1 protein-coding gene is annotated in these 3,028 nt (G+C 72.0%); it reads right to left on the bottom strand.

Translation table 11 applies throughout. The annotated features are described in order from the left end of the window. Positions 1–3,028: glycosyltransferase (locus Q0C41_RS30950; RefSeq protein WP_291990829.1), on the bottom strand; the 3,028-nt coding region annotated here is incomplete at both ends.

Below are 3,028 nucleotides of genomic sequence, written 5' to 3'. Positions count from 1 at the left end.
CTCCGCGAGCGCGGCGGCCAGGGCGTCGGCGTCGCCAGGCGCCACCGCGCGGCCCAGGCCGCGGGCCCGCACGAGATCGCCGAAGTGATCGCCCTCGGTACACACGATCGGCAGCCGCGCCCAGAGGTAGTCGAGCATCCGGGTGCGGAAGGCGTAGCGCGTTTCGAGATGCGCGTGGTGGGTGCTGACCCCGAGATCGGCTTCCATGAGGTAGAGCGCGCGCTCCTCGTAGGGCACCCAGTCGTTGAAGATGACATGCGATCCCGCGACGCCGAGCGACTCGGCCAGCGCCCGTGATCGCGCGACCACCTGCATCGGCGCCACCTGCGGATTGGGGTGCTTCACGCCCATGAAGAACAGCTTGATGTCGTCGCGCTGTCGGGCCAGCTGCGCCACGGCCGCGATCAGGGTCTCGGGATCCTGCCAGTCGAGCAGCGACCCTCCCCAGAGCAGCACGCGGTCGGTGGGACGGATCGCCGGGTGCACGCCCTTCATCACCCCGCCGGGCAGGCCCCTCGCGATGCGCGCACGACGGGCACGGTCGGCGGCGAGGCTGATCGCCTCCGAGGGCAGGCCGAACGGGACGACATCGATGAGGGACCGCAGGTCGGCGTCACGCGCCAACGTGCGCGGATTGACGCGGCCCGCGGTGTGCAGCGTGCCGATCCAGAAATCCCGCTGCCGCTCGCTGGCGCAGATGAAGTAGTCGGCCTGCTGCAGCTGTGCGTTCTGCACACCGAGGATCGCCGCGGCGTCGGCTTCGTGCGAGACCGGCACCATCGAGCCGGCCGATCGGTGCTGTTCGAGGTGCTCGATCGTGAACGGGCAGTACAGGTCGGCCACGATCGGGCAGACCAGCGCGGTGAGGAAGGGGTAGGACGTCAAGGCGAACCCCTGCACCACCAGCGCGTCGGCGCTCTCGGCCTGTACCTTGAGCGCCGTCGGCCGGGACGGATCGAACGGCACGATCGCCACGCGATCGTCACGCACCTCGACCGGACCGGGCGCGCAGACCGTGACGCGCGCCGTGCGACTGAGCGCCCGCGCCATCTCGAGGACACGAATGGCCGGGCCCGACATGTTCGTTCGCAGCGCCTCGTGGGTCACGAGCACGACGTGCGGCCGGATGCCGAGCCGCGCCCGCAGGCCCAGCGCCTCGACCAGCGCCTTCTGGGCCGCGCGGTACGAGCGTCGTCCGTCGAGTTCATCGAACGGGCGGCCGAGAAACGGCAGCACTTCGTCGTCTGGCACGCGCCGGCGTCGTTGCTGATCGCCGCGCAGGGCCAGCAGACGTGGCAGGTCCTGCAGCAGCGCGCCGATCGCCGCGAACTCCGGCATGGGGATTCGGGCGAGGACGCGTGTGCCGCTGGGGGCCGCGGCCCCGGCGTCCTGGCTCGACGCGGTGAAGTCGTAGACGCCGGCGCCAATCGCGTCGCGGCGTGCCGGCTCGAGCCACGGCCGCAGGCGATCGCGCAGAGGCGACCGGAGCCACGCCAGATCCTGGGCGACCCGCAGGCCGGCCAGCGCGAGGACGACCGGCAGCACGTGCGGCAGGGTGCGGTCGTCGTAGTTGCGCAGGGCGATCCACAGCGCGTTGCGCGCCAGCAGGAAGCGCTTGTGCGCGTGCGGTTGCGTCGACACCGTGGCGCCGTGCCGGTGATACGCGACGGCCTCGGCGACCGTCCGGATGCCATGGCCGGCCATGCGCAGCCGCCACCCGAGGTCGACATCGTCGTAGTAGGCGAACAGGGCCGGATCGAAGCCACCGGCGTCCTCGTAGGCCCGTCGGGTCGCGGCGAAGGCGCCGCCGTTGGGGAAGAAGGACTCGGCCAGTGCCATGCCGGGGGCGTAGGTCTGGCCGTACTGCTCCTGATAGCCGCGGGCTTCGAAGCTGGCGGTGCCGCGCACGAAGTCGATGGCGCTGCCATCCCAGCTCATCACGCGCGCGCCGACGCAGGCCGCCTGATCATCGAGGCGCTCGACGAGACGCGAGACGAAGCTCGGCTCGAACTTCATGTCGTTGTTGACGAACAGGAAGATGTCGCCCGTGGCGGCCGCGACGCCGGCGGCGTTGCCGCCCGTGAACCCGAGGTTCTCGGGCAGGGCGACCACGCGCACCGACGGGAAGTGCTCGGCGAGATGGGCCCGGCTGTCGTCGGTGGAGCCGTTGTCCACGCAGATCAACTCGAGCAGCGCGGCCGGGTAGTCGCTGGCGATCAGCGAGGAGAAGCAGTCGTCGAGGTGTGTCCGTCCGTTCCAGTTGACGACGATCACCGAGACCCGAGGGCGCGCCGTCGGCAGCCCCGTCGGGACGTCCGGCCGTGCCGTCTCGGCCGAGACGACGTGTGGCGTGCGGGCCAACCCGCGGGCGTCGCGTGATCGCACGAGGTCCGGCAGGTCGAGGGCAAAGGCCTGCAGTGCCGCCAGCGGCACGGCGGTGCCGACCTCGTCGGCCGGCCACAGCGCGTCGGGCGGCGGGCCGCCGAGACGCGTGCGGAGGCGGGTGGCGAGTGAGGAACGCCCCCAGTCGCCGCCGAACGACACACCACGCGCGTCGATGCCGGTGGAGCGCCACGCCGTGGCCAGCAACGTGGTCAGCGGCGCGGCCAGGGCCTGCCCCAGATGCTCGGCCGGCGCATGGGCGAACGCCAGCCGCAGCTGGTTCCGCCACGCGAGGAACGTGCCCACGCCGTGTGCGTAGGGATACGACTCGGCAGTCACGTCCACGGGCGCCGTCGGCGGACGCACCACGATGCCGCCGGCGCGATGAAGCCGGGCGGCCAGATCGTCCACCAGTCCGAGGGACCACAACGTCGTGTCGAGTCCACCGACATCGAGGAGCGCCTCGCGCTGCACCGCCCACACGGGCGGGTCGGCCAGGCCTGGCAGGTCGGCGGAGACGGCCTGCAGGAGCGTCGCCTCGTACGTCCCGACGCCTGCATCCTCGACCGGTCCGTCGACCGTGCCTGCGCGGCGCGGCACCACCAGGGCGGCACCGTCCAGCGCCTGGACGAGCGTGCGGATCGTC

Source organism: Luteitalea sp., assembly GCF_022842525.1.
Lineage (GTDB): Bacteria > Acidobacteriota > Vicinamibacteria > Vicinamibacterales > Vicinamibacteraceae > Luteitalea.
Note: the sequence above shows the minus strand (reverse complement) of the source record. Positions and strands in the feature narration are given on the sequence as shown.